The organism is Streptomyces sp. NPDC087845 (assembly GCF_044742755.1).
Classification (GTDB): domain Bacteria; phylum Actinomycetota; class Actinomycetes; order Streptomycetales; family Streptomycetaceae; genus Streptomyces.
In genome coordinates this window covers 447,156-470,151 of the sequence record NZ_JBIUVC010000004.1, presented here as the reverse complement: position 1 = coordinate 470,151, position 22,996 = coordinate 447,156, and the positions used below count along the sequence as shown (strand labels likewise).

The window sequence follows — 22,996 nt, the reverse complement described above, 5'->3', positions numbered from 1 at the left end:
AGGACGGTATGCGCACGTCACCGGAGCGTCAATGGGCAGCGTCCTGGTGGCAACCAAAGCGTTACCTGGGGCGCTTCCGGAATGTGCGGGTCCTTTGTGGCGCATTCCCAATCAGGTCGGGGCCGAACCGAGTTGGGACCGCACCGGCCCGCTCGCCGGCACATGCGCGAGGGGCGCCCCGCGGACTTCGCGGGGCGCCCCTCGCCCATCCGGAGCAGCCGGTCCTACTTCGCCATGTTCGGCGGCGGGGGGATGGGCGTCGCGGCCAGCGACTGCGGGGAGGTCGCCGACGCGTACGCGGACGGGGCGGCCATGGCGGCCGTCGGGTCGGCCGCGGACGGCTCGTCCGCCGGGGCCGGGACACCGCCGGCCATCCGTATGCCCGCCTCGTCGAACGCCCGCTTGATCCGCCAGCGCAGCTCGCGCTCCACGCCCAGCGCCTTGCCCGGCATCGTCTTGACGGCCAGCCGGACCGTCATCGAGTCCAGCAGCACGGCGTCCAGGCCCAGAACCTCCACGGGGCCCCACAGGCGCTCGTTCCACGGGTCCTCCTTGGCCATCGCGGCGGCGGCCTCGGCGATCACCGTACGGACCCTGTCCAGGTCCTCCGTGGGGCGCACCGCCACATCGACGCCGGCCGTGGACCAGCCCTGGCTCAGGTTGCCGATCCGCTTCACCTCGCCGTTGCGGACGTACCAGATCTCGCCGTTGTCGCCGCGCAGCTTGGTGACCCGCAGGCCGACCTCGATGACCTCGCCGGAGGCGACGCCCGCGTCGATGGTGTCGCCCACGCCGTACTGGTCCTCCAGGATCATGAAGACGCCGGAGAGGAAGTCGGTGACCAGGTTGCGCGCACCGAAACCGAGCGCCACACCGGCCACCCCGGCGGAGGCCAGCAGCGGGGCCAGGTTGATCTGGAACGCGCCCAGGATCATCAGGGCGGCCGTGCCGAGGATCAGGAACGACGCGACCGAGCGGAGCACGGAACCGATCGCCTCGGAGCGCTGACGGCGGCGTTCCGCGTTGACCAGCAGCCCGCCCAGCGCGGTGCCCTCCACCGCCTGGGCACTGCGGTTCATCCGGTCGATGAGCTTGGTGAGAGCACGACGGATCGCGATGCGCAACACGATCGCGATCGCGGCGATGAGCACGATGCGCAGACCGGTGTTCAGCCAGGTGGACCAGTTCTCCTCCACCCAGCCCGCGGCGTTGCCGGCCTGCTCGGCGGCCTCGTCCAGCGAGCTACCGGGCCCGGGTGACGGAGCTGCGGCCAACAGGGCGGACGGGAACACGGTGGAACCTCCAGGTGGGCGACGGCAGACCAACCACACTAACGGGGTATCGGAGGTGTTCCGTTGCCGTGAGCGGGGGGAGAGACGCGTCTCACGAGGGGCGCGGCGGCGGCCTGTGGCCGATCGCACATCGGGCCCCGGCTGTCGCGGCGGCGGCCCCGAAGCGCCTGTTCCGCCCTGTGCCGCCGGGGCCGGCGACGGGAGGGCGGCCCGGTGCGCGGAGAAAATCCTCCCGGGCCGTTACCCGCACGTGGTGGCGCTCCGACCAGGCGTGAGGAGAGACTGAGATCGGATCGTCCCGGCGCGAGCCACGCGCCGCCGGCGTACAAGGAGGCATCCACCGTGCCGCATGTCCTGGTTCTCAACGCGTCGTACGAGCCGCTCGGCGTCGTACCGCTCCGCCGCGCTCTCGTCCTCGTGCTCGAAAACAAGGCCATCTGTCTTGAGGAGTCGGGCGCCTTCATGCACAGTGCCACCCGGGCCGTCCCGGCCCCCAGCGTCGTCCGCCTGAAGCGGTTCGTACGGGTTCCCTACCGGGGGCCCGTACCGCTGACCCGCAGGGCGCTCTTCGCCCGGGACGGGGGGCGCTGCATGTACTGCGGCGCCGCCGCGACCAGCGTCGACCACGTCATTCCGCGCAGCCGCGGCGGACAGCACGCCTGGGACAACGTGGTGGCGGCCTGCCGCCGCTGCAACCACGTCAAGGCGGACCGCCACCTGCCGGAGCTCGGCTGGCGGCTGCACCAGCAGCCCGCCCCGCCGACGGGCCTCGCCTGGCGCATCATCGGGACGGGGCACCGCGACCCGCGCTGGTTGCCGTACTTGCAACCGTTCGGCGCGGACGACGCGATGGCCCGGATCGACAGCATCTCAGCGTGAGAGATCCGGGCCTCTGTCGTCCCCGGGGCCGGACGGCGGCCTCCGGGGGCGACAGGGGCCGCCGCGCTACTCCGTCGCGGCGACGGCGTACGCCTGGACCGACCAGAGCGAGTAGCCGAACCCGGTCGCCCGGGCATCGCCCTGGATCCTGAGGTAGCGGGCGTCCTTCGCGTCCATCCGGACCGACTCGCGCCCGCCCCTGCCGTCCCGTACGGTCGCCGCCGTGCGCCAGCTGCGGCCGTCGGCGGAGACCTGGACGCGGTAGCGGGAGGCGTAGGCGTCCTGCCAGTGCAGCACCACCCGGCCGATCCGGGCCGGCCGCGGCAGTTCCGCCTGCCACCAGGCGCCGTCCTCGACCGGTGAGGACCAGCGGGTCTCCGGGTCGCCGTCGGCGGCGGCCGCCGCCGGGAAGTCCGGGGTCTCGTCGCCGGACGAGGAGGCGGTGGCGGTGCGCACCAGGTCGGGGCCCGCGGTGCGCGGGTACGCCCGGACGGTGAGCGTGCTGCTCTCGTCGCCGAAGCTGAACGGCACCTCGTACTCGCCGGCCGGGGTGCCCGCGGGGACCGTGATCTCGACGGGGACCTCGGTACCGGAACCGCGCGGCACCCGCGTCCGCTTCGGGACGCGCACCTCGATGCCCTCGGGGGCCCGTGCGGTGAGCGCTCCCCGCACCTCCGCGGGGCGCCGGGCGGCCAGCCGGGCCGCGACCCGCTGCGGTCCGCCGCCGATCTCCGCGTCCGTCTCGCCGCGTGCGAGATCGAGCCGGGCGGCGGGCTCGTCGCCGAACCACGGCACGAGCGCGTGCACCCGCAAGGACCGGTCCGGCGCGCTTGCGGAGGCACCGCCTCCGGTGCCGCCGCCCAGGCGGTTCTCCGCCCGGTTCTCCGGGACGATGGGCGGCAGCGTGCCCGTGATCACCGGGGGCGTGGACGGACCTCCGGCGGGCCGGCTGATCCGGATCGCGTCGGCCCGCAGTCCCCCGGCCGGAGTCTGGGTCCAGCCGGTCGCCGACACCGGGCCGAGGCCGCGCCATCCCTCACCGGGCACATGGGCCTCCAGCGCCACACCGGCCGCCGGGCCGCCGCCGGGCGCGGTCATCGCCGTCACGGCCTCCACCGGACGGGACCGGTCCAGCCGGACCGTATAGCTGCCCGCGGCCTCGGTCACCGTACCGGCGTCGCGGTCCGCACCCGTCCAGGCGTCCGCCTCCCGGCGCACCCGGTCCAGGAACGGGCCGAGGACGCCCTTGCCGACCGTCGCACCGCTCGCCTTCGCGGCCTTGCGCACCGGCTCCAGCGCCAGCGACGCCTGCCACGCGGCGGCGCCGTCGCCGCGCGACTGGGCACGCAGCAGATCGACGGCCAGCTCGCCCGCCCGGCCGTACCGGGACAACTGCTCGGACCACGGCCGCACTTCGTCGTCGAGACGGCCGTCGGCCAGGTCCTTCAGCCGCTGCGGGGCCTCCCGCATCACGGTGAACGCCTTCCGCAGCCTGCGCGCCGCATCGGCCTGTGCCGTGGCGTCGGCCGTCGCGCGGGACGTCCAGAACGCGTCCAGCAGCGGCCGCAGGTACGCCGACTCGTCGCCGCCCAGCACCGACGTCGCGCTGTTCCCGGCCAGGGCGCGCAGCGCCTCCCCGGTGCGGGCGTCGCCGCCCGCGAGATCGTCGATCGCCGCCTGCCAGGACTCCTGCGGCCGGTAGCCCTCGGGGTTCCACGCGAAGTCGGCGGCGGTGAACAGCGGTATGCGGGACGCGGACGGCTGCTCCATCGCGTTGGCGAGCAGCGCCGCGGAACCGGTGGCCACCGCCGGGTCCCGGCCGGTGTACGGGCCGAGGAAGATACGGTCCTGCGCGTAGTCGTTGACCGGGTAGTTGTCCATCGTGACCAGCGGATGCCGGAACGCGGCACGCGCACCGGCCAGTTCCCCGCCGGTGATGGTCCTCGGTACGACCCCGACCCCGGTCCAGGCGATCTGGACCCGGTCGTCCAGCTCCCCGGCGAGCGCCGTGCGGTACTCCGTCGCCCCGTCCTGGTAGAACTCCGTCGGCATCACCGACAGCGGCTCCGCGCCCGGATGGCGCTCCGCGAGATGCCGCGCCACCTCGCCGGCCACCCGCGCCTGCGCCCTGGCCGCCGCCTCGGGGCCGCTGCCGAAGGTGTCGGCGTCGCTGTCGCAGTGCCACTCGCTGTAGCTGACGTCCTGGAACTGGAGCTGGAAGACCCGCACCCCCAGCGCCCACATCGCGTCGAGCTTCCTCGTCAGTGCCTTCACGTCGTTCTGTGACGACATGCACATGGCCTGGCCGGGGGCGACGGCCCAGCCGAGCGTCACATGCTCGGCGCGGGCCCGCTCGGCCAGCGCCCGGAAATCGTCGCGCCGGCCGGCGGGGTACGGGTCGCGCCAACGGGCCTGCCGGTACGGGTCGTCGCCCGCCGCGTACAGATACCTGTTCTGCTTCGTACGCCCCATGAAGCCGATCTGCGCCAGCCGTTCCGCCCGGGTCCACGGCTGCCCGTAGAAGCCCTCGGCCGTCCCGCGTACGGCGGTCGCCGGCCAGTCCCTGACGGTGACCCCGGCGACGCTTCTGTCCCGGATCAGCTGGCGCAGCGTCTGTACGCCATGGAAGAGGCCGTCCTCACCGACGCCGTCCACGGCCACGGTGTCCCGGCCCGCGACCCGGCCGACGGCGATCCGGTAGCCACCGGAGGGCAGCTCGCCGCGGGCGGGGGCGCGCAGCGTCCGCAGGGCGTCCCGGGCGCCTTCGCCGCCGAGCCGGACGACGGGGCCGCGGCCCGGCAGCGCCCCGTGGACGGTCCGTACGCCCGCGTCCCGCAGGATCTGCCGGAGCGCGTCGACGGCGTACGGATCGGCGTGCGCGTCGGCCACGAGGGTGACCCCGGCGGAGGCGGAGAGCGCCACGGACGGCCCGGACGCCTTGATGGACCGGGGGCGCGGCCATACGGCCGGCACGGCGGCGCCGTCCGTGCGGTCGGCCGCGCTGACAGCGGGGGAGCCGGGCGCCGAAGGAGCCGCGACGGCGGCCGGGGCGGCCGCGGAGAACAGCCCGCCGAGCACGGCGACCGCGACGGCCGTTGTCCGCTTTCCGCGCCTGAGCCGCATCGCTCTTCTCCCTCGCTCCGCCGATGGGATCCGAGCCCACCACCCGCGCGCGAGGGTGTCAATGCGTGGGGTTGTTGTGCCGCAAATGCCCGATGCGGCAGGTGAGGTGAGAGGTGGTCGGCCACCGACGGGTGACGCCAAAGATCACGTCGAATGGCCGAAAACGGCGGACGACTTGCGGAGAAACGGCCTTCGGGGAACGGAATGTGACCCGGAGCACGTTGAACTCGTTGTGATAACGCCTACGTCTGCGGTCGAGTCCGCCGGGTAGGTCTGCTGTGTCCTGTTCCGCCACGGCCAGGAGGCCACCATGCCCGCTCCCGCGCAGCTCCTGCTCTCCGCTCTTCCCAAACAGGCATCCGCCCCCGCCGCGCCGCCCGGCGCGCCCCCGGCTCCCGCACCCGGTCCGCTGACGAGCGAGCCGCCGCTCGCCGATGCGATACCCCTCACCAGCGAGCCGCCGCTCGCCGACGCCACGCCACTGACCAGCGAACCCCCGCTCGCCGCCAACGCCCCGCTGACCAGCGAGCCGGCCGCCTCCGGCGCCGGGTGGGGCATGGAGTCCCCAGGAGTCTGAATGGGCTTGTCCCGGCTCGCCGCACTGCACGGCGTCGCCACCTCCTACTCCCCGTCCGCCGACATCACGGTGCCCGTCTCCGACGACACGGTCGTCGCCGTGCTCGCCGCGCTCGGTGTGGACGCCACCACGCCCGAAGCGGTACGGGAATCGCTCGCCGCCGCCGAGTCCTCGGCCCGCTCCCGGCTGCTCCCGCCGACACTGGTGGCGTGGACCGGGGAGCCGCTGCCCCCGGCACTGACCGCCCTGCCGCCCGGCACCACGCTCGACATCGGACTGGAGGACGCCGGATCGCCCGCGCACCCGCGGATGCGCATCCCGGCCGTCTCGGGGCGAGGCGCGGCCGACGGGGCCATGGGCGCGAGCACCCGTGCGAGTGCGGGTGCGAGTGCGGAGGTGTGCGCGGACGCGGGTGCGGAAGGCGGCGCCGTGACGGCCGGGCCCCCGGCCCCCGTCTGGTGGGTCGAACCACCGCCCGGTGTGCACCGGCTGACCGTACGCGGGCCGGGCGGCCGGAGCGCGAGCTGCACGCTCGTCGTCGCCCCGCCCCACCTGCCCCGGCCGCCCGCCCGCAGCCACGGCTTCCTCGTCCAGCTCTACTCCCTGCTCTCCGCCCGCTCCTGGGGCATGGGCGACCTCGGGGACCTCGCCGACCTGGCCGCCTGGTCCGGGCGGACCCTCGGCGCCGGATTCGTCCAGGTCAACCCGCTCCATGCCGCCGTGCTCGGCAGCCCCACCGACCCCTCCCCGTACCGCCCCTCGTCGCGGCGCTTCCCCGACCCCGTCCATCTGCACGTCGAGTCCGTCCCCGAGTACGGGCACGTGCCGGACCGGGCCACCCTCGACGATCTGCGGCAGGACGCGGCGACGCTCAGCGACACCGTCCTGAACAAGGGCGCCCTGATCGACCGGGACGCCGTCTGGGAACTCAAGCGCCAGGCCCTCGAACTCGTCCGGGAGGTACCCCTCACCCCGGGCCGCCGCGCCGCCTACTGCGACTTCCTGGCCGAGCAGGGGCAGGCCCTGGAGGACCACGCCCTGTGGTGCGCCCTCGCCGAGGTGCACGGCTCCGACTGGCACATCTGGCCGGCCGCGCTCCGCGACCCCCGCTCCGAGGAGACCGCCCGCGCCCGCCGCGAACTGCTGGACCGGGTCGACTTCCACTGCCGCCTCGCCTGGCTGACCGACGGCCAGCTCGCCGCCGCCCAGCGCGCCGCCCTGGACGCCGGAATGGCCGTCGGCATCGTCCACGACCTCGCCGTCGGTGTGCACCCCGGCGGCGCCGACACCTGGGCCCAGCAGGACGCCTTCGCGCACGGCATGTCCGTCGGCGCGCCCCCGGACGCCTTCAACGCCCGCGGCCAGGACTGGGGCCTGCCCCCGTGGCGTCCCGACGCCCTCGCCGCGTCCGGCTACGCCCCGTACCGCGGACTGCTGCGCGGGCTCCTCGCCCACGCGGGCGCCCTGCGCATCGACCACGTCATGGGCCTGTTCCGGCTCTGGTGGGTGCCCGAGGGGCGGCCGCCCACCGAGGGCACCTACGTCAGCCACGACGCCGAGGCGATGCTCGCCGTCCTCGTCCTGGAAGCGCACCGGGCGGGCGCGGTCGTCGTGGGGGAGGACCTCGGCACCGTCGAACCCGGGGTCCGCGAGGCGCTGGCCCGGCGCGGCGTGCTCGGCACCTCCGTGCTCTGGTTCGAACGGGACTGGGCGGGCAGCGGCCGCCCGCTGGCCCCCGAGGAGTGGCGCGAGGGCTGCCTGGCCACCGCCACCACGCACGACCTGCCGTCCACCGCCGCCCGGCTGACCGGCGACCACGTGACGCTGCGCCACCGCCTCGGCCTGCTCACCCGTGGCCTGGAGGAGGAGCTGAGGGCGGACGCCACCGACACCGCCGAGTGGCTGGGGCATCTCTCCCGGCGCGGCCTGCTTCCGGAGGGCGAGGGCGACGAGGAGGGCGCCGTCCGCGCCGTGCACCGCTTCCTGCTGCGCACCCCCGCCCGCATGATCGGCGTCTGGCTGCCCGACACAGTCGGCGACCGCCGCCCGCAGAACCTCCCCGGCACCTGGGACCAGTACCCCAACTGGCGCCTGCCCGTCGCCGACGCGGAGGGCCACCCGGTCACCCTGGAGGAGCTGGCGGCGGCGCCCCGCCTGCACCGGCTGATGGAGATCTTCGGGACCCGGGAGGACCAGCCGTGAGCCCCTGCGCAGCCCCCGCGGAGTCCCACTGGAACCCCACCGCAGCCTCACCGGAACCTCGTCCGGGACCCCGTACGGCACCCCGGGCGCGCGCCCGTCGTGGGCGTTCGCTACGTTTGCACCGTGGACAAGAAGAACGCTATGCGCGCCGGCGCCGTCGCGGCCGGAACGACGCTGATGATGCTGCTCATGTCGTCCCCCGCGCTCGCGCTCACCCGCGACGACGGTGACGACCCCGGTCCGGGCCTGAGCGCGATGGAGACCATCGGGCTGTATGTCGTGGCACCCATCGCCCTGTTCGTGGTCATCGCCGGCCTGGTCATGATCTTCGACAAGTCCAAGAAGCAGGTCTAGCACCCACGCTCTTCGCGCGTGCGCCGCAGGTACCCCGTACCGTGCGGCGCACACGCGTGTCCGGACCCGGAAACCCGGGCCCCGGACCCGGCCCCCGACACCGTCCCGGACCCCGGTGCCCCGTCCAGGGCCCGGGTAGGTTGCGGCCATGATCGAGTGGGACGTCAAGAAGCTCCGGATCCTGCGCACCCTGCGTGACCGGGGCACGGTCACGGCGACCGCCGAGGCCCTGCTGATGACCCCGTCCGCGGTCTCGCAGCAGCTGTCCAACCTCTCCAAGCAGCTCGGTGTACCGCTCCTGGAGGCCCAGGGCAGGCGGGTCCGTCTCACCGACGCCGCGCACCTCGTGCTGCGCCACGCCGAGGCCGTCTTCGCCCAACTGGAGCGCGCCGACGCCGAACTGACCGGCTATCTGCGCGGCGAGGCCGGCCAGGTGCGGATCGCGGCGTTCTCCACGGCGGTGCCCGCCCTCGTCGTCCCCGCGATCCGGCGGCTGCGCGCCGAGCACCGCCCGGGGCCGGACGTGCGGGTGCGGGAGGCGGAGGCCGCGCAGTCCTACGAACTCCTGGTCGCCGGTGACGCGGACCTCGCCCTGTCCCTCGCCGCGCACGCCCCGACGGCCCGCGATCCCCGGTTCGCCGTGCTGCCCCTGCTGGCGGATCCGCTGGACGTGGCCCTGCCCGCCGGCCACCGCCTCGCCGCGGCGCCCGCACTCCGGCTCGCGGATCTCTCCGGCGACCCCTGGATCTTCGGCGGTTCGGGCCCCTGGTCGCAGATCACGACCGCCGCGTGCGAGGCCGCCGGGTTCGTTCCCGAGCAGGCGCACAGCGCCTCCGGCTGGACGGCGATCCTGGCGATGGTCGAGGCGGGCATGGGGGTCGCCCTGATTCCGCGCATGGCGTCGGCGGAACGGCGCAGCCGGGGCGGCGCGGTGATGCGCGCGCTGGAGGCCGACCAGCCGCGACGGCATGTGGTGGCGGCGGTCCGGCAGGGGGCCGAGCGGGGTCCGGCGGTGGCCCGGGTCCTCGATGCCCTCACCGAAGCGGCCGGATCGTTCACTTCGACTGAATAAACAATGCAGAAACTTTCGATGGACCTAATGGGTTTTCCGCCGCGACCGTGGGCGCATGACCTTCGGACAGAATGAGAACCGGCACGAGGACCCCCACGCCAACGACGCGGCCCCGTACGGCGGTGGCGACCCGTACGCCGACTACCGGACCACCGACCTCCCCTTCACCACCCTCGTCGACCTCGCCGACCGCCGCCTCGGCGCGGGCGTGATCGCCGCCAACGACGAGTTCTTCGCCCAGCGCGAGAACCTCCTCGTCCGGGAGCGCGCGGTCTTCGATCCCGGGCACTTCGGCCACAAGGGCAAGATCATGGACGGCTGGGAGACCCGCCGCCGGCGCGGCGCGGACGCGGCCCACCCCTTCCCGGCCCCCGAGGAGCACGACTGGGCGCTCATCCGCCTCGGCGCCCCCGGCATCATCCGCGGCATCGTCGTGGACACGGCCCACTTCCGCGGCAACTACCCGCAGCGCGTCTCGGTCCAGGCGACAGCGGTCGCGGGCGCGCCCGGCCCCGCCGAACTCCTCGCGGACGACGTGAAGTGGGAGGAGATCGTCCCGCCGACCCCCGTACGCGGCCACGCCGCCAACGGCTTCGAGATCACCGGCGGCCGCCGCTGCACCCATGTCCGGCTCTGCCAGCACCCCGACGGCGGCATCGCCCGCCTCCGCGTCCACGGCGAGGTCCTCCCCGACCCGTCCTGGCTCGCGACGCTCGGCACGTTCGACCTGATCTCGGCCCTGAACGGCGGCAGTTGCGAGGACGCCTCCGACCGCTTCTACTCCTCACCGACCCAGATCATCCTGCCCGGCACCTCCCGCAAGATGGACGACGGCTGGGAGAACCGCCGCCGCCGGGTCCGCGACACGAACGACTGGGTCCGCTTCCGCCTCCCCGCCCAGGGCGCGGTCCGCGCGGTCGAGATCGACACGGCCTGCCTCAAGGGCAACGCGGCCGGCTGGATCGCCCTCCAGGGCCGCAACGGCGAGAGCGGCGAGTGGTTCGAGATCATTCCCCGCACGAGGCTTCAGCCCGACACCCTCCACCGCTTCCCCCTCCGCGCCCGTGCGATCGTCACCCACGTCCGCCTCGACGCCTTCCCGGACGGCGGAGTCGCCCGCATGCGCCTGCACGGCAGCCTGACGGAGAGCGGCGCGGCCGAACTGACCCGGCGCCACGAGGAGTCGGGCGCGTAACCCGGCGCCCCCGACCCTGAACGCCCGTACTTCCGCACCCCGCACCCCGCACCCCCGTACCGCCTCTCCTTCCGTCACCCCCTTCTGCCCCCGCTCGTCGGACGGCTGCGCGATGCGCCCGTCCGGCGAGCGGTTTCCACCTCCAAGAGGCTCCGGATTTCCCCCTGTTGCACAGGTGCCCCACGGGGCTACGGTGCCGGCATGGCTGGCGAGAGCAGTCCCGGGCCCGAGTGGATAGAGCCCATGGGGCCGATCCTGGCCGTGATCGCGTGCGTCTTCGGTCTGGCGCTCCTCCTCGGCGGGGCGGGCGTAGCCGTGGCCCTGGGAACCTGGGCGGCTTCCGGCGAGGTGAAGGGCGTGGAGCTGGCGCTGGTGATCGCGGGCGGCCTGTTCGCGGCATTCGTCGCCTACGTGGGCTTCAGCACGGTGCTCTACAACTGGGATCTGCGGCGCGCGACGATCCGGCTCGAAGCCGACGGGGTCGGGGCGACCGCCGAAGTGATCCGGGTCGGCCCGGAGGACGTGAGCGCGGACGGCACCTCCCGGATGATCTGGATTCGCATACGCGTCGAGGGGCGCGGATTCCCGGCGTTCGAGGCGAGCTGCCTGATGCCCTACGGCGTGGCGGCGGCGACCCTGGGCGCGGAGATCGAGGTCGTGGTCGACCCGGCGGTCGGGCGGGGGACGGGGCCGGGCGGGGGGCAGAAGAAAGAGGGGCGCCTCCCGCTGTCGCGAGAGGCGCCCTTCACCACTCGGCCGTTACGCCGCCGCGTCCGCGGCCTGGGCCTTCAGGGCGCGCTCCACGCCCGCGCGCGACTCGGACATCAGCCGGTGCAGGGCCGCGCTCGGCTTCGCCGAGGACAGCCAGGCGTCCGTGGTGTCCAGGGTGGCCTGCGAGACCTGGACGGCCGGGTACAGGCCGACGGCGATCTGCTGCGCCATCTCGTGGCTGCGCGACTCCCAGACGTCCTTGACCGCCGCGAAGAACTTCTCCGTGTACGGGGCGAGCAGCTCGCGCTGGTCGGTCTGGACGAAGCCGGCGATGACGGCTTCCTGGAGGGAGTTCGGCAGCTTGTCGGACTCGACGACCGAGGCCCACGCCTCCGCCTTCGCCTCCTCGGTGGGGCGGGCCGCGCGGGCGGTCGCCGCGTGGCGCTCGCCCGCCGCCGTCTTGTCGCGCTCGTACTCGCCGGCGATCTCGTCCTCGTCGAGCAGGCCGGCCGCGGCGAGCCGCTCCACGAACGCCCAGCGCAGCTCCGTGTCGACGGCCAGGCCCTCGACCGTCTCCTTGCCGTCGAGCAGCGACTGCAGCAGGTCCGTCTGCTGCGGGGTGCGGGCCGTGGCCGCGAAGGCGCGGGCCCAGGCCAGCTGGTGGTCGCTGCCCGGCTCCGCCGCCCGCAGGTGCGCGAGCGTGGCCTCGGTCCACTGCGTCAGCCCGGCCTCGCGCCACTGCGGCGCCGCGTACAGGTCCAGCGCCAGCTTCACCTGGCGGTGCAGCGACTGGACGACGCCGATGTCCGACTCCTTGCCGATGCCGGAGAGCACCAGGGCGAGGTAGTCCCGGGTGGCCAGCTCGCCGTCACGGGTCATGTCCCACGCGGAGGCCCAGCACAGGGCACGGGGGAGGGACTCCGTGAAGTCGCCGAGGTGCTCGGTGACGACGCGCAGCGACTCCTCGTCGAGCCGGACCTTCGCGTACGAGAGGTCGTCGTCGTTGAGCAGGACCACGGCCGGCCGGGCGGTGCCGGCCGGGAACGGCACGGCCGTGCGCGCGCCGTCGACGTCCAGCTCGATCCGGTTCGTGCGGACCAGCTTGCCGGAGCCGTCGAGGTCGTAGCAGCCGATGGCGATGCGGTGCGGCCGCAGCGTCGGCTCGCCCTTCGCACCGGCGGGGAGGGCCGGGGCCTCCTGGAGGACGGTGAACGACGTGACGTGGCCGTTCTCGTCCGTGGTGATCTCCGGGCGCAGGATGTTGATGCCCGCCGTCTCCAGCCAGGCCTTCGACCAGGTCTTCAGGTCGCGGCCGGAGGTCTCCTCCAGCGCGCCCAGCAGGTCGGACAGGCGGGTGTTGCCGAACGCGTGCGCCTTGAAGTACGCCTGGACGCCCTTGAAGAACTCGTCCATGCCGACGTACGCCACCAGCTGCTTCAGGACCGAGGCGCCCTTGGCGTACGTGATCCCGTCGAAGTTGACCAGCACGTCGTCCAGATCACGGATGTCCGCCATGATCGGGTGGGTGGAGGGCAGCTGGTCCTGGCGGTACGCCCACGTCTTCATGGAGTTGGCGAACGTGGTCCAGGAGTGCGGCCACTTCGAGCCCTCCGCGTACGCCTGGCAGGCGATCGACGTGTACGTGGCGAACGACTCGTTCAGCCACAGGTCGTTCCACCACTCCATGGTGACGAGGTCGCCGAACCACATGTGGGCCAGCTCGTGCAGGATCGTCTCGGCCCGCGTCTCGTACGCCGCGTCCGTCACCTTCGAGCGGAACACGTACTGGTCGCGGATGGTGACCGCGCCCGCGTTCTCCATCGCGCCCGCGTTGAACTCCGGGACGAACAGCTGGTCGTACTTGGCGAACGGGTAGGCGTAGTCGAACTTCTCCTGGAACCAGTCGAAGCCCTGGCGCGTGACGTCGAAGATCGCGTCCGCGTCGAGGTACTCGGCCAGCGACGGGCGGCAGTAGATGCCGAGCGGAACGGACTGGCCGTCCTTCTCGTAGCTGCTGTGCACCGCGTGGTACGGGCCGGCGATCAGTGCCGTGATGTACGTCGAGATGCGCGGCGTCGGCTCGAAGGACCAGACGTCGTCCTGCGGCTCGGGCGTCGGCGAGTTCGAAATGACCGTCCAGCCCGCCGGCGCCTTCACGGTGAACCGGAACGTGGCCTTCAGGTCGGGCTGCTCGAAGCTCGCGAAGACGCGGCGCGCGTCCGGCACCTCGAACTGGGTGTAGAGGTACGCCTGCTCGTCGACCGGGTCGACGAAGCGGTGCAGCCCCTCGCCCGTATTGGTGTACGAGCAGTCGGCGACGACCTTCAGCTCGTTGGAGCCCGCGACCAGGTGCGGGAGCGCGATGCGCGAGTCGCGGAACACGGCCGCGACATCCAACGCCTTGCCGTTCAGCTCGACCTCGTGCACGGCGGGGGCGATCAGGTCGATGAAGGTCTCCGCACCGGCTTCGGCAGAGTCGAAGCGCACGGTGGTCACGGACCGGTAGGTGCCGCCCTCCTGTGCTCCGGAGAGGTCGAGATCGATCTCGTACGCGTCCACGGTCAGCAGGCGCGCCCGCTCCTGTGCCTCTTCGCGGGTCAGATTGGTGCCAGGCACGCGGTCATCTCCTTGGTATGTGACGTTTCCGGTCATCCTTCCACGTCGCGCGCGCAAGCGGAGTAGCTATCGATGTGCTACCGCGGTAGCATCGATGGTATGAAGATCAGTGTGAGCCTGCCGCAGGAGGATGTCGCCTTCGTCGACGAGTACGCCACGAGGACCGAGGCGGACTCCCGGTCCGCGGTGATACACGCCGCGATCGAGCTGCTGCGCGCCTCGAATCTGGAGGCCGACTACGAGGCGGCGTTCGCGGAATGGGGCGCGAGCGAGGACGCCGCGTTCTGGGACAAGTTCTCGGGAGACGGGCTGAGCGATGAAGCGCGGTGACATCTACCTGGTCGAGTACGAACCGGTGCGGGGCAGCGAGGCCAGTACGGCCCGCCCATCGGTGATCGTCTCGAACGACGGGGCCAACGCCGCTGTCTCACGGACGGGGCGCGGCGTGATCACCGTGGTGCCACTGACGTCCAACACCTTCCGGGTCTATCCCTTCCAGGTGCTGCTCGCCGCAGCGGAGTGCGGCCTGCCGAAGGATTCCAAGGTGCAGTGCGAGCAGGTGCGCGCCTTGGCCGAGGAGCGCTTTCTGCGGCATGTGGGCACCGTCCCCCGCCGGCGCATGGCCGAGATCGACGCCGCCCTGCGACGCCACCTCTCCCTCTGAACCCACCCGGATGAACGCATACGAAAGGGCGGCCACCGCACCCGGTGGCCGCCCTTTCCCGTGCCCCTCGGGCGTCAGCCGTTCAGCTCGGCCGCCACCAGCTCCGCGATCTGCACCGCGTTCAGCGCCGCGCCCTTGCGCAGGTTGTCGTTGGAGACGAAGAGCGCGAGGCCGTTCTCCACGGTCTCGTCGACCCGGATCCGGCCGACGAACGAGGCGTCCTTGCCGGCCGCCTGGAGCGGGGTGGGGATCTCGGAGATCTCCACGCCCGGGGTGTCCTTCAGCAGCTCGTAGGCGCGCTCGACGCCGATCGGACGCGCGAAACGGGCGTTGATCTGGAGCGAGTGGCCGGTGAAGACCGGCACCCGGACACAGGTGCCGGACACCTTCAGCTCCGGGATCTCCAGGATCTTGCGGGACTCGTTGCGGAGCTTCTGCTCCTCGTCGGTCTCGAAGGAGCCGTCGTCGACGATCGAGCCGGCCAGCGGCAGCACGTTGAAGGCGATCGGACGCTTGTAGACGTCCGGCTCGGGGAAGTCGACGGCCCCGCCGTCGTGGGTGAGCCGGTCGGCCTCGGCGACGGCCTTGGACACCTGGCCGTGCAGCTCGGCGACGCCGGCCAGGCCGGAACCGGACACCGCCTGGTAGGTGGCGACGGTCAGCGCCTGGAGGCCGGCCTCGTCGTGGAGCGGGCGCAGCACGGGCATGGCGGCCATCGTGGTGCAGTTCGGGTTGGCGATGATGCCCTTGGGCCGGTTGGCGACCGCGTGCGGGTTGACCTCGGAGACGACCAGCGGGACCTCGGGGTCCCGGCGCCAGGCGGAGGAGTTGTCGATCACGACGGCGCCCTGCGCGGCGACCTTCTCGGCGAGCGCCTTCGACGTCGCGCCGCCGGCCGAGAACAGCACGATGTCCAGCCCGGAGTAATCGGCCGTCGAGGCGTCCTCGACGGTGATCTCCCGGCCCTGCCACTCGATCGTGGAACCGGCGGAGCGCGAGGAGGCGAACAGCCGCAGCTCGTCGGCCGGGAACTTCCGCTCGGCCAGGATCCTGCGCATGACTGTGCCGACCTGACCGGTGGCGCCGACGATTCCGACCTTCACAGGGACTCCTTCAAACGTACGAACTGGCACGGTTGCCGCTCCATGATGCGTATGTCCGCGGCTTCCTTGTCCAATCCATTGTCCGCGGTACGGACAGTGCCCGCCCGGCGGCGGGCACGGCGGTGGGGCGGGAGCTCCCGGGAGCGCCCGCCCCACCGTCGTGCGTGTCGCACGGATCACACGGCGGCCGCGGTCACGGCGGCCGCCACGGGCTCCGCTACGGCGTGACCTTCTCGATCACGACGCTGCCGGTGCCCGCCGCGGTCCCGCGGCCGTTCACCAGGTGGACCTCGCCGAAGAACTGCCGGCCCTCGGGGGCCGCCCCGGCGACGGAGACCTCGGCACCGATCTGGGCCGAGGCGCCGTTGGCCAGGTTCACGGCCTTCGACTCGTCGACCTTGATCGTGCCGAGCGACGGTGCGTAGTACACGTCGCGGTAGTCGTACGTGGTGGTGCCGGCCGGGACGTCGTAGCCGTCGACCAGGACGGTGTACGTGCCGGCGGCGGGCTTCGCCAGGCTGACCGACTCCTCGGAGCCGGCCGTGGTGGACTTGCCGACCTCGGTGTCGCCCCGGTAGACGTACAGGTCCAGGTCCGCGTTGGCGTCCGCCGTACCGCCGATGGCGACGTCCAGCTTCTCGACGCCCTCACCGATGGTGACCGTGTACTCCTGCTGGTCGCCCGTCTTGATCGACGGCTTGGCGACCTTGGCCGAGCCCAGCGAGCCGCCCTTGAGCGTGCCCTCCAGGTCGCCCGCGCCGTTGGTGACCTTCCAGTTCACCGCGGCGGGCGTGCCGATCTTCGCCTCGGCGAGGGTCTGCACCGCCGGGTCGAAGGTCGCACCGAGCAGGGAGACGTCCAGCTTGTACGGGTTGTCCAGCAGCGGCGACGTACGCCGTGCCTCGACCTCGATCTCCCAGACGCCGGCCTGCGGGTCCTTGTACGAGCGCACGTCCGGCCGGCAGGTGTTGGCCGGGTTCTCGTAGTTCGGGTAGCAGAACGGCGTGCTGCTGTCCTCCATCTGCACCCCGTACGGGTGGATGGAGATGAAGCGGGTCTGGCTGCCCGAGCGCAGCGCGCTCATGGCGACCTCAAGGGTCTTGGCGCCCTCCGGCACGTCCACGAAGTACGACGTGGTGCTGTTGCGCTGCACCGAGCCGGACGCCTTGAACGCGTAGGCGGGCTTCGTCAGCTTCGAGGAGACGACCACCGTGGTGAGGATCTGCTGGTCCACACCGGTGGTCTTGCTGTCGTCGACCCGCAGGATCGCGCTGTGCACGCCCGCGCTGCCCGGCTTCGCCTGGACCTTGACGGTGACCGGCTTGCCGAGCGGCAGCGAGACCGTGCTCGGACCGGTCAGCGTGAAGGTGCCGTCGTTGTTCTTCCACGACAGCTGGTGCTTGACGGCCTTGTCCGGCCCCGTGGTGCGGGTGATCGTGACGTCGTACGACTTCTTCTGGCCGGCCTTCAGGCCGCCCTCGCGGTCGTACAGACCGGTGCCGAAGCCGGGGGTCTTCAGCGCGAAGTCGATCGCGGTGTCGACCGGGGCCTTCACCGAGTACTCGTGCGCCGGGGTGCCCTGCTTCTCGATCTGTTTCCAGGCGCCGACGATGTCGATCAGACCGGAGCCCTGGGCGTGCGCGGGCACACCCTTGATGTGGGTGGCGGTGCTGGTCAGCGCGGTACGCAGATCGGCCGGGGGCAGCTCGATGTGCTTCTGCTTCGCGGCGGACAGCAGCAGCGCGGTCGCGCCCGCGGCCTGCGGCGAGGCCATCGAGGTGCCCTGCAGCATGGAGTAGCCGGCCGGGAGCGAGTAGCCCGACTCCTTGACCGGGCCGCCGGGCAGCCAGGTCTGGGTGGTGTTGATGGCCGCGCCCGGGGCCGTCAGGATCGGCGCGAAGCCGCCGTCCTCACGCGGACCGCGCGAGGAGAAGGGCATCATGTCGTACTTCTTGGTGACGTTCGAGCCGTAGTTGGCGGCCCACGTCTCCTTGGAGATCGACGCGCCGACGGAGATGACGTGGTCGGCGAGGCCGGGGTCACCGATGGTGTTGACCCCCGGGCCGTCGTTGCCGGCCGAGATGATCAGCTGGACGCCGTACATGTCGACGAGCCGCTTGTAGAGCGCGGCGCGGGCGTTGTTGCCGTCGTTGAGCGGCGGCAGTCCGCCGATCGACATGTTGACGACATCGACGCCGCGGTTCACGACGAGGTCGATCATGCCCTCGGTGAGCGCGATGTTGGTGCAGCCGCCCGACCAGGTGCAGGCACGCGACGAGACGATCTGCGCACCGGGCGCGGCACCGCTCATCTTGCCGCCGAACAGGCCGTTCGCGGAGGTGATGCCCGCGACGTGGGTGCCGTGCTCGTTCGCGATGACGCCGATGTTCACGTAGTCGGACGTGTCGCCGGCCGCGTTGTACACGACGTCCTTGCGCGTCTCCACGACGAACGGGATGCGCTCGGCGACATCGGTCCGCGGGTCGTCCTTGCCGAAGTAGGAGACCTGGTGCTTCTCCTTGTACGGCTTCAGGACGGCGTCGTCGGTGAAGTCGCCGTTGCTGTTCAGGTCGACGCGCGTGGTGCCGGTGACCGGGTCGTAGAGCACGGCCCACACGTCGGTGGTGTCACCGTCGCGGTTCAGGTCGCCCGCCATGTCGCCGCCCTTGGTGGCGGCCTCGGCGAACAGCTTGATCCGGTACGAGCCCTTGGGCGCCTTGTACGTACGGCCCTGGTACGTGAACGCCGGGCCGGACACGGCGTCCGTCATCCGCAGCCAGGTGCCGTCGCCGTCGCTGACCGGGTCGGTGGCGGTCACCCAGTCGGCGACCTTGCGGGCACCGGTCGTGGTCTTCTGCAGTGCCGGGTGGCCGAGGTCGACACCCGAGTCGAGGATGCCGATGGTCACCCCGCGGCCGTCGGCCTTCGGGTGCTGCGCGACGAAGTCGACCGCGCCCGTCTCGAAGGACGGGTTGTACGGGTTCTTCGCCGGGGTCTTCTTGCCCGGCGCCGGGTAGGAGCCGGTGGACTTCGTCTTCGCGGCGGTCCCGGACGCGCGGTCGGCCGCGGGCGTCGGGTCGTCCAGCTTGATCTCCTGCTTGAGATCGATGCCGTGGACGGACGACAGCTTGGAGGCCGCCTTGATGGTCGCCTCGGCGGACGCGGTGGGCACGGTGACCCGTACGTAGCCGAGCTTGTCGTACGCACGCCCCAGCACGGACCCCTTGACGGCGTCCAGCTGCTTGGTGACCTGCTCGGTCGCACCGGGAGCGGTGGCGACCATCATGGTGACGTTCTTCTCGCCCTCGGCCTTGGCCTTGGCCAGAATGTCGGCGTCGGCCGCGCCGAGCTTGTCGCCCGTGGCGCCCTTGGCGGCGGACTTGACGGGAGCGGGTGCGGGAACGGGGGCGTCGGCGGCGAACACCGGTGCGGTGCCGGTGGCGGCCAGCGCGGCCACCAGACCGGCGGCAGCCGCGACTCGGGCCGCGCGTCTCGCCCCGGGTATGGAACTGGGGGACTCGGAGGTCATCAGCATCCCTGAAAGTGAAAGAGAAAGTCCGGAATTCGGTACCGGATGACCGCTCACCCTTTCGTAAATGACAGGGGTTTGTGGAGAGTTGGGGGGTACGAGATGGTGACATGGCGGAATTCCGCCACCGGGGCTGATGCGCCAGCAGGGAGGAACCGGTGAATAAGTGGCGTCTGTGGTCCTGCTTTCAGCGAGGCAGGACGCTCACATACGCGGCCGGTTCGCGATCGGCCGCCGCCATCAGCGCCGTACGCACCACGACCGCCTGCTGCTCCCCGGCGTCGCGGAGCTTCTTCGGCGAGAGAGGGACGACGGTGATGCCGAGCCGCTCCAGGTGCTCCCGCTCGGCGGTGTTCGCGGACCACAGCGCCTCGTGGTCCTCCTGGCGCCGGCCGTCGCCGAGCCCGCTGCGCCGGAGCGCCCCGGCGCCGAGGACCACGGCGACCGCCTGCTCGGGCCAGTAGGCGTCCACCCCGCCGAGATGCGGGCCGCCGGGCAGCCGCAGGTCCACGTTCCACAGCGGCTCCGGCAGGCCGTACGACCGCACCGTCTCGTACAGCCGGCCCTCCGCCACCGCCCGCCCCTCGGCCAGCAGCGCGTCGACGGCGTCCACCACGTGGGGGCGGCCCAGCACCCCGGCCCGGCTCAGCTCGCGTACGGCGGCAGCCGGCTCGCAGTACCCGCCGCGGATCGCCTCGGTGAGCAGGCGGCGTACCGCCGAGGCGTCCCCGAGCCCGGCGACCGCGTCCGCGAGCGCCCGCTCCACCGGCGCCACGGGCAGGCCGCCCACCTCCTCGGGGCGGGGCGGCTCGGCGGCCCGCACCAGATGTACGTACCGGACCGAGCGCAGCCGCCGGGTGCGCGGCACCAGCACATCGATCCCGGCCGAGGAGGCGAGCGGCGGCGCGGTCGCGAACCCGTGCAGGGCGAGCGCGGCGAGCCCGGTGACCATGGCCTCGCCGTACCCGGACCCCGTGTCCGCGTCCCGACGGCGACCGGAGGCCGGTGGCCGTCCGGCGTACAGGAGGGCGGAACGCAGCAGTTCCTCGCCGGTGGGCGGTCCCGGGTGCAGGACGTACACGCCGGGCAGCGGCTGCTGCCACGGCCCGCCGGTCCTGCACTGCGCGGCAGCCTCCGCGACGGACACGCCGTGCGCCTTCAACTGCGCTGCGGACAGCACGCGTTGACGGACATCGCCGGCGACGGGGAGGTGGCGGGGGGAGAGCGGGGTGTTCTGGGTCATGCTCCGGGGTATCCCGCGCGCGGTCGCGGTGGTAACCCCTGTTACACACTCGTCGACAATTCAGGACAACACCGTCCTAAAGTACGCGCGTTCGATAGCCGAAAAGGCCCGTCCCACCGGGGATCGCACGCCCGCCTCTTGTACGGGCGGCGCGATCGGCCCCGTGACCGTCGCATCGGCCCCGTGACCGTCACGTCGGCACGGTGACCGTCACATGGCAGACGGCGGCGGCGACACGTGCGCGGCAAACGGGGGCGCGTCTCCTGGAGGGAGGTCCTGGATCGCCGGAGCTCGGGCCATTTCTTCAACGGAGCGGCTTCGTGGCGTCCATGAGGCGGCTTTCCCAGGCCCAGGCCGCGATCTCGACCCGGTTGCGTACCCGGAGTTTGGTCTGGATGGTCGCCAGGTGGCTCTTGACGGTGCTCAGCGAGATGAACAGGGCGGCGGCGATCTCCTGGTTGGTGCGGCCCCGGGCGATGGCCCGGATCACCTCCGTCTCGCGTACGGAGAGCGGCCGGGCGGGCCCGGCCACGGTCGCATGCCGGGCCGGGGCCAGGTTTCGCAGCAGCCGCAGGGTGATCGACGGGGAGAGCAGGGCGTCCCCCGCGGCTGCCGCGCGGACGGCTTCGACCAGCAGGGCGGGCCCGGCGTCCTTGAGGACGAATCCGACCGCCCCGGCCTGCAGCGTGCCGTAGATGTACTCGTCGAGGTCGAAGGTGGTGACGATGACCACTCTCAGAGGGTGCGGCAGGCCCGGTCCTGCCAGGGCGCGGGTGACCTCGATGCCGTCCAGTTTCGGCATCCGGATGTCGACCAGGCAGACATCCGGGCGCAGCCGCCGGGCGAGGTCGACCGCCTCGGCGCCGTCGGCGGCCTCGCCGACCACGGTGATGTCCTCCTGGTCCTCCAGGATGAGTTTCAGGCCGCCGCGGATCATCGCCTGGTCGTCGGCGAGCAGGACCTCGATCGTCACCGGCCCTCCCGCACCAGGACCGGAACCCTGGCGAGCACCGCCCAGCCGGCGCCGGGCCCGGGGCCCGCGGTCAGGGTGCCACCGAGCGCCTCGACCCGCTCGCGCATGCCGATCAGGCCGAACCCGCCCCTCTGCAGATGCCGGGCGTGGCCGGGCGGTGCGTCGTCGGTGATCGTGACGGTGACGCCGGCCGGGTCCTGGACGACGTCGACGGTGGCCGAGCGGGCGTGCGCGGCGTGCCGGGCGATGTTCGTCAGTGACTCCTGGACGATCCGGTGGACGGTGGTGGTCACCTCGGGCGGCCAGGGCGCCTGGTTCTCGGGCAGCCGCAGCCGCACCTTCGGCCCGTGCCCCTCGAACCGCTGGACAAGCTCGGACAGTTGCTCCGGGCCGGGCGTGGCGGGGGAGGTGGTGGCCACGTCCTCGGTGTCGCGCAGCAGGCCGACCACCCGGCGCATCGCGGCCAGCGCCTCACTGCTCGCCGCCTCGATGCCCGCCAGGGTCTCGTCCAGCAGCTCGGGCTGCCGCCTGCCCACGATCCGTGCCGCCTGGGCCTGCACCACGATGCCGGTGACGTGGTGGGCGACCACGTCGTGCAGTTCCCGGGCCAGGGCGAGGCGCTCGTCGCGCCGGACGGTCTCGGCGGCGGTTCGGCGGCGGTGGTCCAGGAAACGCAGGCCGAGACCCAGCCCGAGGGCGAGGATCCAGACTTCCGTTCCGACCCGGGCCGGGGTGCTGGGGGCCTGTGCGGTCAGCCGGCCGACGGCCGTCAGCGCGAGACCGGCGGCCGCGACGGCGCCGGCCTGCCGGTGGGGCAGCGTCCGGATCGCGGAGCAGCCGAGGACGAGCAGGCCCGCCATCGCTCCCGGGCCGGGCTCGCCGGGCAGTCCCGCGAGCCCGGCGATCAGTCCGGCGCTCCCCGCGGCCGCCAGGCCGATGACCGCCGCCCACCCCCGGTGCCGCTCCCGTCCGAGGGCGACCAGGCACACCACCAGACCTGCCCCCGCGTCGAAGACCCAGGGGCGGCCCTGGCTCGCGTACTGGACGGCCATGAAGAGCAGCACTGCGGCGAACACGGCCCCCAGGGCCGCGTTGACCACGGCCCTGGGCCCTCGGAGCGAACGAAGCGCGGTATTCACCCGATTCACGCTATGCGATCGCCGGCCGGCCGCTGAACCGGCCGAAAGTACGAGTGGGGGCGGGCGAACCGTACCTTCGGCCGGTGCGGGCGCCGACGCGTCCTCAGCAGGCTGAGGACATGGCTGAACTCATCTCCGCTCCGATCGTCCTCGCCGTCTCCGCCCAGGCCGAGAAGACCGAGCGAAGTCCGCTGCTGTACGCCTGGTGGGCACTCCAACTGGTAGTCCTCGCCGCCGTCGTCTACGGCCTGTGCCGACTCGCGAAGAAGTGGCGCGACGGCCGCCGCACGCGCGGCTGACCCGGGTGATCCGCCCTTCCCGGCG

At 72.6% G+C, this 22,996-nt stretch carries 17 protein-coding genes; 9 read left to right on the top strand and 8 right to left on the bottom strand.

What is annotated here, in order from left to right:
• Nucleotides 1-224: 224 nt before the first annotated feature.
• Entirely contained in the window at nucleotides 225-1,292 is a 1,068-nt protein-coding gene (locus ACIOMQ_RS14080) for a mechanosensitive ion channel family protein (protein WP_362206836.1), read from the bottom strand.
• Nucleotides 1,293-1,634: 342 nt separating this feature from the next.
• On the opposite strand from ACIOMQ_RS14080, the gene ACIOMQ_RS14075 reads away from it, so the two are divergent.
• Nucleotides 1,635-2,171 (top strand): HNH endonuclease, encoded by a 537-nt coding sequence (locus ACIOMQ_RS14075; RefSeq protein WP_362206837.1) that lies wholly within the window; start codon nucleotides 1,635-1,637, stop codon nucleotides 2,169-2,171.
• A 66-nt stretch (nucleotides 2,172-2,237) separates the two neighbouring features.
• Here ACIOMQ_RS14075 and ACIOMQ_RS14070 read toward each other — a convergent pair whose 3' ends face one another.
• Nucleotides 2,238-5,294, bottom strand: a complete 3,057-nt coding sequence (locus tag ACIOMQ_RS14070; protein WP_402189043.1) for a beta-N-acetylglucosaminidase domain-containing protein — start codon at nucleotides 5,292-5,294, stop codon at nucleotides 2,238-2,240.
• A gap of 310 nt (nucleotides 5,295-5,604) precedes the next feature.
• On the opposite strand from ACIOMQ_RS14070, the gene ACIOMQ_RS14065 reads away from it, so the two are divergent.
• The 5 genes from ACIOMQ_RS14065 (at nucleotide 5,605) to alc (ending at nucleotide 10,694) form a co-directional block, all read left to right on the top strand.
• The gene (locus ACIOMQ_RS14065) at nucleotides 5,605-5,871 is read left to right on the top strand and encodes a hypothetical protein (protein ID WP_362206839.1); all 267 of its coding nucleotides are present in this window, start codon (nucleotides 5,605-5,607) and stop codon (nucleotides 5,869-5,871) included.
• A complete protein-coding gene (malQ, locus tag ACIOMQ_RS14060; RefSeq protein ID WP_402189041.1) occupies nucleotides 5,872-8,073 on the top strand; it encodes a 4-alpha-glucanotransferase in 2,202 nt (733 codons plus the stop codon).
• A 123-nt stretch (nucleotides 8,074-8,196) separates the two neighbouring features.
• Complete coding sequence (locus ACIOMQ_RS14055) at nucleotides 8,197-8,427, top strand: hypothetical protein (RefSeq protein WP_362206841.1); 231 nt, start codon at nucleotides 8,197-8,199, stop codon at nucleotides 8,425-8,427.
• A gap of 148 nt (nucleotides 8,428-8,575) precedes the next feature.
• A complete protein-coding gene (locus tag ACIOMQ_RS14050) occupies nucleotides 8,576-9,499 on the top strand; it encodes a LysR family transcriptional regulator (RefSeq protein WP_401264171.1) in 924 nt (307 codons plus the stop codon).
• 55 nt (nucleotides 9,500-9,554) lie between these two features.
• A complete protein-coding gene (gene alc, locus ACIOMQ_RS14045; protein WP_401264169.1) occupies nucleotides 9,555-10,694 on the top strand; it encodes an allantoicase in 1,140 nt (379 codons plus the stop codon).
• Between the two features lie 759 nt (nucleotides 10,695-11,453).
• On the opposite strand, the gene pepN is transcribed toward alc, so the two are convergent.
• A complete protein-coding gene (gene pepN, locus ACIOMQ_RS14040; RefSeq protein ID WP_362206844.1) occupies nucleotides 11,454-14,021 on the bottom strand; it encodes an aminopeptidase N in 2,568 nt (855 codons plus the stop codon).
• A gap of 99 nt (nucleotides 14,022-14,120) precedes the next feature.
• On the opposite strand from pepN, the gene ACIOMQ_RS14035 reads away from it, so the two are divergent.
• Both ACIOMQ_RS14035 and ACIOMQ_RS14030 read left to right on the top strand, forming a co-directional pair.
• Nucleotides 14,121-14,351, top strand: coding sequence for a ribbon-helix-helix domain-containing protein (locus tag ACIOMQ_RS14035; RefSeq protein ID WP_362206845.1), 231 nt, complete (start codon nucleotides 14,121-14,123; stop codon nucleotides 14,349-14,351).
• Complete coding sequence (locus ACIOMQ_RS14030; RefSeq protein ID WP_401264166.1) at nucleotides 14,338-14,685, top strand: type II toxin-antitoxin system PemK/MazF family toxin; 348 nt, start codon at nucleotides 14,338-14,340, stop codon at nucleotides 14,683-14,685. Before ACIOMQ_RS14035 ends, ACIOMQ_RS14030 begins: the two co-directional genes overlap by 14 nt.
• 74 nt (nucleotides 14,686-14,759) lie before the next feature.
• On the opposite strand, the gene ACIOMQ_RS14025 is transcribed toward ACIOMQ_RS14030, so the two are convergent.
• The 5 genes from ACIOMQ_RS14025 to ACIOMQ_RS14005 all read right to left on the bottom strand — a co-directional run bounded on the left by ACIOMQ_RS14025 (nucleotide 14,760) and on the right by ACIOMQ_RS14005 (nucleotide 22,672).
• A complete protein-coding gene (locus ACIOMQ_RS14025; RefSeq protein ID WP_402189038.1) occupies nucleotides 14,760-15,788 on the bottom strand; it encodes an aspartate-semialdehyde dehydrogenase in 1,029 nt (342 codons plus the stop codon).
• A gap of 217 nt (nucleotides 15,789-16,005) precedes the next feature.
• Nucleotides 16,006-19,323 (bottom strand): S8 family serine peptidase, encoded by a 3,318-nt coding sequence (locus ACIOMQ_RS14020; protein WP_362193796.1) that lies wholly within the window; start codon nucleotides 19,321-19,323, stop codon nucleotides 16,006-16,008.
• Between the two features lie 181 nt (nucleotides 19,324-19,504).
• Nucleotides 19,505-20,560, bottom strand: a complete 1,056-nt coding sequence (locus tag ACIOMQ_RS14015; RefSeq protein WP_402189036.1) for a hypothetical protein — start codon at nucleotides 20,558-20,560, stop codon at nucleotides 19,505-19,507.
• 304 nt (nucleotides 20,561-20,864) lie between these two features.
• Nucleotides 20,865-21,533, bottom strand: a complete 669-nt coding sequence (locus ACIOMQ_RS14010) for a response regulator (protein ID WP_401264161.1) — start codon at nucleotides 21,531-21,533, stop codon at nucleotides 20,865-20,867.
• Nucleotides 21,530-22,672, bottom strand: a complete 1,143-nt coding sequence (locus ACIOMQ_RS14005; protein WP_402189034.1) for a sensor histidine kinase — start codon at nucleotides 22,670-22,672, stop codon at nucleotides 21,530-21,532. Before ACIOMQ_RS14005 ends, ACIOMQ_RS14010 begins: the two co-directional genes overlap by 4 nt.
• Before the next feature lie 119 nt (nucleotides 22,673-22,791).
• On the opposite strand from ACIOMQ_RS14005, the gene ACIOMQ_RS14000 reads away from it, so the two are divergent.
• Nucleotides 22,792-22,971 carry a hypothetical protein gene (locus tag ACIOMQ_RS14000; RefSeq protein ID WP_362193808.1) on the top strand — a complete coding sequence of 60 codons (180 nt, stop codon included), beginning with the start codon at nucleotides 22,792-22,794 and terminating at the stop codon, nucleotides 22,969-22,971.
• Nucleotides 22,972-22,996: the final 25 nt, after the last annotated feature.

Excerpts from the sequence above, each read along its gene's own strand:
- ACIOMQ_RS14070 (WP_402189043.1), bottom strand. The coding sequence starts at position 5,294 with ATGCGGCTCAGGCGCGGAAAGCGGACAACGGCCGTCGCGGTCGCCGTG.
- ACIOMQ_RS14065 (WP_362206839.1), top strand. The coding sequence starts at position 5,605 with ATGCCCGCTCCCGCGCAGCTCCTGCTCTCCGCTCTTCCCAAACAGGCA.
- malQ (WP_402189041.1), top strand. The coding sequence starts at position 5,872 with ATGGGCTTGTCCCGGCTCGCCGCACTGCACGGCGTCGCCACCTCCTAC.
- ACIOMQ_RS14050 (WP_401264171.1), top strand. The coding sequence starts at position 8,576 with ATGATCGAGTGGGACGTCAAGAAGCTCCGGATCCTGCGCACCCTGCGT.
- alc (WP_401264169.1), top strand. The coding sequence starts at position 9,555 with ATGACCTTCGGACAGAATGAGAACCGGCACGAGGACCCCCACGCCAAC.
- ACIOMQ_RS14035 (WP_362206845.1), top strand. The coding sequence starts at position 14,121 with ATGAAGATCAGTGTGAGCCTGCCGCAGGAGGATGTCGCCTTCGTCGAC.
- ACIOMQ_RS14030 (WP_401264166.1), top strand. The coding sequence starts at position 14,338 with ATGAAGCGCGGTGACATCTACCTGGTCGAGTACGAACCGGTGCGGGGC.
- ACIOMQ_RS14020 (WP_362193796.1), bottom strand. The coding sequence starts at position 19,323 with ATGCTGATGACCTCCGAGTCCCCCAGTTCCATACCCGGGGCGAGACGC.
- ACIOMQ_RS14015 (WP_402189036.1), bottom strand. The coding sequence starts at position 20,560 with ATGACCCAGAACACCCCGCTCTCCCCCCGCCACCTCCCCGTCGCCGGC.
- ACIOMQ_RS14000 (WP_362193808.1), top strand. The coding sequence starts at position 22,792 with ATGGCTGAACTCATCTCCGCTCCGATCGTCCTCGCCGTCTCCGCCCAG.